We start from the raw sequence: 6,000 nt of genomic DNA, 5'->3' as shown, positions 1-6,000 counted from the left end.
CGGGATGACGGGGTGCGAAAGCCCGGGATGACGGGGTGCGAAAGCGCGGGATGACGGAGGTGCAAAGCCCGGGCTGCCGGGGGTGGGAAAGCCTGGGATGACCGGCTTGGGAGGGGTGTTCAGGCTCCCGGACATGGAAAGCTCCCCCGCCTGGACTCGAACCAGGAACCCTCTGATTAACAGTCAGATGCTCTGCCAATTGAGCTACAGGGGATCGCGCGGCGCGCGAGAAGAAACGTTACCAGAACGCTCACGCGATGTCGTATTCGGCCCGCAGCCGGGCGAGTTCGGCGTCCGCCTGGTCGATCTGCGCGGTGTCGAAGCTGCCACCGTGCCTGGTCACCGTCCACAGCAGGGCGGCGTGCTCGTCGTCGAGCGGACGCCGGGCGACGATCATCGCCGCACGCCCGCGGTTCAACTCGAAGCGTTCCTGCACGACGATGCTGGCATCCACCCGCTCGCGGAACAGATCGGGCAGCGAGCCGGGGTCACGCAGCAGCACCTCGCCGTCGCTCCCATCGGTGAGCCGCCAGCGCAGCCGTCCGCTGTCGGAATCCCAACCGCCGGAGGCGATCTCGTGCCAGGGCACGAAACGCCAGCCGTCCGGTTGCTGGATGGCGAGTTGTCCGGCCAGACCGACGACCGGGCCGTCCCCGCCCTGCGCCCAGGCCAACACCCGGACGCGACGGCCCACGGCCGCAATGAGGCTGCGGAAGTCGGCGGACGGCAACCCGGCGCGATCGAAGAGACCCATTCGGTCATTATCGCGGCCTCACGCGGCCTGATCGGCCAGGATCCAGCCACGCAGCCGACGCAGCGCCCGGGTTTCGTGGCGTCGCAGTGTGCTGAGCGACATGCCCAGCCGCGCTGCGGCCGGAGCCTGCCGCAATGGAGAGTCACCACCCAGTCCGAAACGTGTCCGCACCACGGCTGCCTCCGCGGCGGGGAGTGCTCTCAGCAGGGGACTCAGATCGGTGTCATCGATCGGCTCGGAGTGCGGGCCGACGACCACCAGGTCCGGGTCCAGCGGCGCCCACACGGACAGATGCCGGACCCGAGCCACCCAGCGTTCGCTGCGGCCCAGGACCTGGGCGACGTCGGCGTCACTTGCGGGACGGCGCAGCTCGGCGGTCAGTTCGTCCGCCAGCCCCCGGACGCCGCGGGCGCGCAACGCGGTCCGCGCCGAGGCGGGCACCCGCTGCTCGACGGCGGCATCGCAGACCCGCCGCTTGATCCAGGTACTGGCGTAGGTGCTGAAGCGGTAGCCGCTGGTGTGGTCCCAGCGCACCAACGCCTCGGTCAGGCCGAGGAATCCTTCCTGGAAGAGCTCGTCCAGACCGGCCGGTGAGCGGCGGGCCTCCTTGGTGGCGATGCTCTGAACCAGTCGGACGTTGGCGAGCAGGAACCGTTGCCAGGCGTCGCGTCCCTGGCGTTCCAGCGTGGTCAGCTCGGCGGCCGTTCCCGCCGACGCAGTGTCCTGCGCCAACTGCTCGCTGGCGAGTAGTCCCGCCTCGATGGCACGCGCCAGCCGGATCTCTTCGTCGGCTTCCAGCAGTCTGATGGTCTCGGTCATGGCGCCGATGCTGGCCGCGGACGCCGCGCCGATCACCCGGCTCCGCCCCATTGTGGAGGCAACACCGTGACAACACCGATCTGTGTGGACGTGTCACAAAACCGTCAATCCCAGCCGGACAAGCAGCGATGATGACCAGTGGCGCTCAGCGGTTGACCAGCAACGACACCAGGTAGACAAGGAACGGCAGGCAGGTCAGACCGAGCAGGATGGCGTTGAGCACCAGGTGGTCGCGCAGCACGGCGATGAACTCGCGGATCACCGCGGTCGGCCAGTAGTAGCGGGCCGTCGGCGAACCGACCGAGTAGCCGGCGATCCCGAGCCGGCGCATCAGCAGCGCCGCCCGGAAGGCATGGAAGTTGTTGGTGACGGCCGCGATCGGTCCTACGATGCCGCGTGCGGCAAGCAGTTCGGCGCTGTAGGCAAGGTTCTGTTCGGTGTTGCGGGACCGCTCCTCGGCCACGACGCGCTCCTGGGGGAACCCGTCGTCGGTCAGGAACTCGGCCATCGCCCGGCCTTCCGGCACCGGCTCGTCGGGGCCCTGACCACCGGAGGTGACCAGCAGGGGAGGGCGGTCGGCGAACTTGTCGTACAAGGCGCGGCCGCGGCGGATCCGGGAGGCCAGCAACGGTGGCACCTTGCCGCCGATCAATCCCGAGCCCAGCACCACGACCGCTGCCACCGGCCGTCCGCGCCGGCCCATCACGGCGGGGTAGAGCGCCCCGTAGAGCAGGAAGGCGACGAAGCCGAAACCCAGGTAGCCCAGCGGCAATCCGAGAAGCAGCAGACCGGCGGCCCACTGGCTCGACGCGGTGGCCACGACCGCCACCCACAGCCCTATGTAGCCGAGCATCCCGACGCCCAATCCGAACCCCAGCAGCCGCGACAGCGCGAAACCCTCACGGCGCAGCAGGGTGATTCCGGTGACGACAAGGAAGCCGGCCAGCGCGACCACGGTGCCGAGCATGAGCACCGCCAGCGCGAGGAAGGTGTAGCCGCCGAGTCGCGGGTCGAACGCGTCGGCCGCGCCCACTGTCAGCCCGACCACGGTCATCAGCAGCCAACTGAGCAGTGCCAACAGATAGAGCGCGGTGCGCATTTTGCGTGGATCGCTGGTGACGCTGATCGTCAGCGCCACCAGAAGAATGGCTACCCCGCCCGGGAGTTCCAGCATCAAGAGACGACCTCAGATCAACTCGTCGTGCTCACCGGCGATCCAGGCCAGGTAGCGGTTCGCGGAGAACCGGACCGTGGCCAGGGCGTCGTCGGCGATGCGTCCGGCGAAGTTGTCGTAGAGCCGGCGGTAGGGATGTTCGTCGAAGCCGTCCACGATCTGCCGGACGCCGCGCGGCGACATCGGGATCATGTTCGGGTAGCTGCGCTGGAAGCTGACGTTGCCGTCCGGCCGCACCGAGCAGGCGTCACCGGCGAGCAGTACACCCGAGTCGTCCGCGCCGCGCCAGTGCGCGACGGTCTGGCCGGGGAAGTGTCCGCCGACCTGGCTCGCCCAGATTCCGGGCACCGGTTCGAATGAGGTGTCCCAGGCGACGATCACCGGGTCCCTGCGTTGCACCCAGCCCAGGTCCTTCCGGGCCACGTACACCGGGACGCCGCCCAGAGAGCGGCTCCAGGCGACCTGCGCGCCGTACATGTGGGGATGGCTGGCCAGGATCGCTGCGACCCCGCCCAGTCGTTCCATCGCCTCCAGCGCTTCCGGATCGACGAACGGCGGGACATCGAACAGGAGATTCCCCGCCGTGCCGCGAGCCAGCAGCGCGGTCTGTCCGATGCCCACCTTCGGCTCGGCGCGCAGCCCCCACAGGCCGGGTTCCATCTCGGTGATCACCAGTCGGTGTCCCTCGGCGAGCAGCCGTTCGGTGCTCGTCCAGGCCGGTCCGGACGGCGGCACGTACTGCCGTTCGTCGGTGCAGATCGGGCACGCCTTCGGCGGCTCGGCGGCCACCGCCTGTTCCACGCCGCAGATGCGGCAGATCCATTCCGTCACGGTCATCGCAACTCCTTCTCAGCGGACGCCGTTGAGGTAGGCCAGCACGGCCCGGACCCGGCGGTTGTCCTCGTTCGGACCCAGATCGAGCTTGGCGAAGATGTTCGCCACATGTTTGGCGACTGCCGCCGGGGTGATCACCAGTTGGCCGGCGATCTGCTGATTCGCGGCACCCTTCGCCATCAACGACAGCACCTCGAGTTCGCGCGGGGTCAACCGGCTCAGCCTGGGGTCGGTCCGCCGGGCGTTGAGCAGCTGGGCCACCACCTCGGGATCCATCACCACCTCGCCGGCCGCGACCAGTTCGGCCGACCGCATGAAGTCGGCCACCCGTCCGACCCGTTCCTTCAGCAGGTAACCGACGCCGCCGGCCGCGTTGGCTTCGAGCAGTGTCGCCGCGTACGCCGGGGCGACGTACTGGCTGACCATCAGCATCGGCAGCCCCGGGTAGGTCTCCCGCAGTTGGACGGCAGCCCGCAGCCCGTCGTCGGTCATCGTCGGCGGCATTCTCACGTCGGTGATCACCAGATCGGGCAGCCCTTCGGCGCTCTGCGCCAAACCGGTGCACCGGGCGATCAGCTCGGGGGCGTCCGCGGCCTCGGCGACGACCTGGTGCCCAGCCCGCTCCAGCAGGCCGACCAGGCCGGCCCGGATCAGCGCTGCGTCGTCGGCCACCAGAATCCGCATCAGTTCCCCTCTCCTGTTCGGCTCACCGTACCGACGGCCTCGGACACTTCGCTCTCCGTCGGTCTCATCGGACGGGGTTCGGGAAGGACGCCCGGATCAGCGTCGGGCCGCCCGGGGGACTGCTCACCCAGCACGCCCCACCGAAGGTCTGGACGCGTTCGATCATGCCGCTGAGCCCATGGCCGGGCCGGACCACCGCGCCGCCGATGCCGTCGTCGTACACCTCCACCTGAAGCGGGTCGCTGAGGTCGAGTCGGACGGCCACCGTGGTCGCCACGGCATGCTTGACGGCGTTGGTGAACGCCTCGCTGACCAGGTAGTACACCGAGAGCGCCAGTTGCTCGGACGGCTGCCGCGTCCCGTTGATGCCCACGGTGACGGGCAGCGGCTGGCGCTCGGCGAGTTCGGTGACGGCGGCGGCCAGGCCCCGGTCGGTGAGGATCTGCGGATGGATGCCGCGCACCGTGTCGCGCAGCGACGTCATGGCCGCCTCCATCGAGGTGTGCGCGGCGGCCAGGGCGTCCCGGACAGCCTCGGGGCGTCCGCCGTCCAGGGCGTATTCGGCCTCACCGAGCTGCATGCTGAGCAGCACCAGGTGCTGCTGCGCCCCGTCGTGCAGATCCCGCTCGATCCGGCGTCGCTCGGAGGCGAAGACGTCCACCAGTTCGCGGCGTGAGGTGGTCAGCTGGTCGAGCTGTTCACGCAGCTCGGCGCGCGGCCGGACCAGATCCTCGACCAGGATCGCCTGCACGCTGGCCAACGCCCAGGCCACGTAGAGGCCGGCGATCAGCACGATCATCAGCATGAGCCAGAGGCCGAGGTGGTTGGCTGTCGGGGGCTCGCCGATGGTGCCGATCAACTGGCTGACCAGGCCCAGGACAAGAAGGACCAACACCGCGCCGGGCAGGAAGTCGACCAGCGCGAACAGCACGGCGATGCCCCACACGGCGAGGTTGCCCTCACGTAAACCCGCGGCGTCCCAGGGATGCCGGATCGGTCCGCTGCGCAGCGGACCTGACCGGTGCAGCCCGAGCAGCCGCAGCCGGCGGGCCTCCAGGTTGGCCGTACCCCAGGCCACCAGCGGCAACACGAAGATGCCCAGGATGCCGGCCAGCAATGCCGCGATACCGCCCAGGATCGCTGTCGCGCAGTACGCCACCGCACCCCAGCCGAGCGGGCTGACCAGCATCCGCAACGGGTTCGGCGGCGGTTTCAGCCGGGCGCGGATCGCGGCCTCGCGCGACTGGTTGGGTTGGGTCACCCTGCCACCCTAGAAGCGTCGGCGCCTGCATGGCAGGGCGCCACGTCCACCCTCGGGTAGTGCTGGCACTACCTGCGGAACTACCTCGGCGACAGCACCGCCTGGCCACACCGCCAACGAACTAGCGAACGCGTCACTGGCGTGGCGATGGGGCCGTGGACGAGCCCCACTGACTGCTCTCGGGTGGCGGTGGGTCCAGTTCGGTAGCCCACTCGGCGAAGTGGTGAGGATCCGTGCGCGGCGGACGGCGTTCACGCCGTACTGGGCGAAGGCCGCTTCGTCGTGCCTGCTGGCCTCGCGGAAGCGGAGGGCGAGCGTCCGCCGGTCGATAGGGCTTCTCGGAGCCATTCGACCGCTGTCGCGAACTCATCGGGCTCGGAACGGTTGGTGGAACATGTCGATGTCCTGGGACGGGCGGTCGCCCATCCCGTTGGCCGATATCGCGTAGCCGCCGGCCAAGACGAACCCGAACTC

General features: G+C 69.4%; 6 protein-coding genes and 1 tRNA gene. All 7 read right to left on the bottom strand.

What is annotated here, in order from left to right; all coding sequences use genetic code 11:
* Positions 1–141 precede the first annotated feature (141 nt).
* The 7 genes from Q0066_RS10565 to Q0066_RS10535 all read right to left on the bottom strand — a co-directional run bounded on the left by Q0066_RS10565 (position 142) and on the right by Q0066_RS10535 (position 5,526).
* Positions 142–214, bottom strand: a tRNA-Asn gene (locus Q0066_RS10565).
* A gap of 36 nt (positions 215–250) precedes the next feature.
* Complete coding sequence (locus Q0066_RS10560; protein WP_298132685.1) at positions 251–754, bottom strand: hypothetical protein; 504 nt, start codon at positions 752–754, stop codon at positions 251–253.
* A gap of 18 nt (positions 755–772) precedes the next feature.
* The gene (locus Q0066_RS10555; protein WP_298132683.1) at positions 773–1,573 is read right to left on the bottom strand and encodes a sigma-70 family RNA polymerase sigma factor; all 801 of its coding nucleotides are present in this window, start codon (positions 1,571–1,573) and stop codon (positions 773–775) included.
* A gap of 145 nt (positions 1,574–1,718) precedes the next feature.
* Positions 1,719–2,747, bottom strand: a complete 1,029-nt coding sequence (locus tag Q0066_RS10550) for a YdcF family protein (RefSeq protein WP_298132681.1) — start codon at positions 2,745–2,747, stop codon at positions 1,719–1,721.
* 12 nt (positions 2,748–2,759) lie between these two features.
* Complete coding sequence (locus tag Q0066_RS10545; protein ID WP_298132679.1) at positions 2,760–3,584, bottom strand: hydrolase; 825 nt, start codon at positions 3,582–3,584, stop codon at positions 2,760–2,762.
* 12 nt (positions 3,585–3,596) lie between these two features.
* Positions 3,597–4,265 carry a response regulator transcription factor gene (locus Q0066_RS10540; protein ID WP_298132677.1) on the bottom strand — a complete coding sequence of 223 codons (669 nt, stop codon included), beginning with the start codon at positions 4,263–4,265 and terminating at the stop codon, positions 3,597–3,599.
* Positions 4,266–4,329: 64 nt separating this feature from the next.
* Positions 4,330–5,526, bottom strand: a complete 1,197-nt coding sequence (locus tag Q0066_RS10535) for a histidine kinase (protein WP_298132676.1) — start codon at positions 5,524–5,526, stop codon at positions 4,330–4,332.
* Between the last annotated feature and the right edge of the window lie 474 nt (positions 5,527–6,000).

It is taken from the genome of Micropruina sp. (assembly GCF_027492755.1).
Taxonomy (GTDB): domain Bacteria; phylum Actinomycetota; class Actinomycetes; order Propionibacteriales; family Propionibacteriaceae; genus Micropruina.
Note: the sequence above shows the minus strand (reverse complement) of the source record. Positions and strands in the feature narration are given on the sequence as shown.

Bases quoted from the DNA above. Each gene is read 5' to 3' on its own strand.
- Q0066_RS10560 (WP_298132685.1), bottom strand. From the start codon at position 754: ATGGGTCTCTTCGATCGCGCCGGGTTGCCGTCCGCCGACTTCCGCAGC.
- Q0066_RS10555 (WP_298132683.1), bottom strand. From the start codon at position 1,573: ATGACCGAGACCATCAGACTGCTGGAAGCCGACGAAGAGATCCGGCTG.
- Q0066_RS10550 (WP_298132681.1), bottom strand. From the start codon at position 2,747: ATGCTGGAACTCCCGGGCGGGGTAGCCATTCTTCTGGTGGCGCTGACG.
- Q0066_RS10545 (WP_298132679.1), bottom strand. From the start codon at position 3,584: ATGACCGTGACGGAATGGATCTGCCGCATCTGCGGCGTGGAACAGGCG.
- Q0066_RS10540 (WP_298132677.1), bottom strand. From the start codon at position 4,265: ATGCGGATTCTGGTGGCCGACGACGCAGCGCTGATCCGGGCCGGCCTG.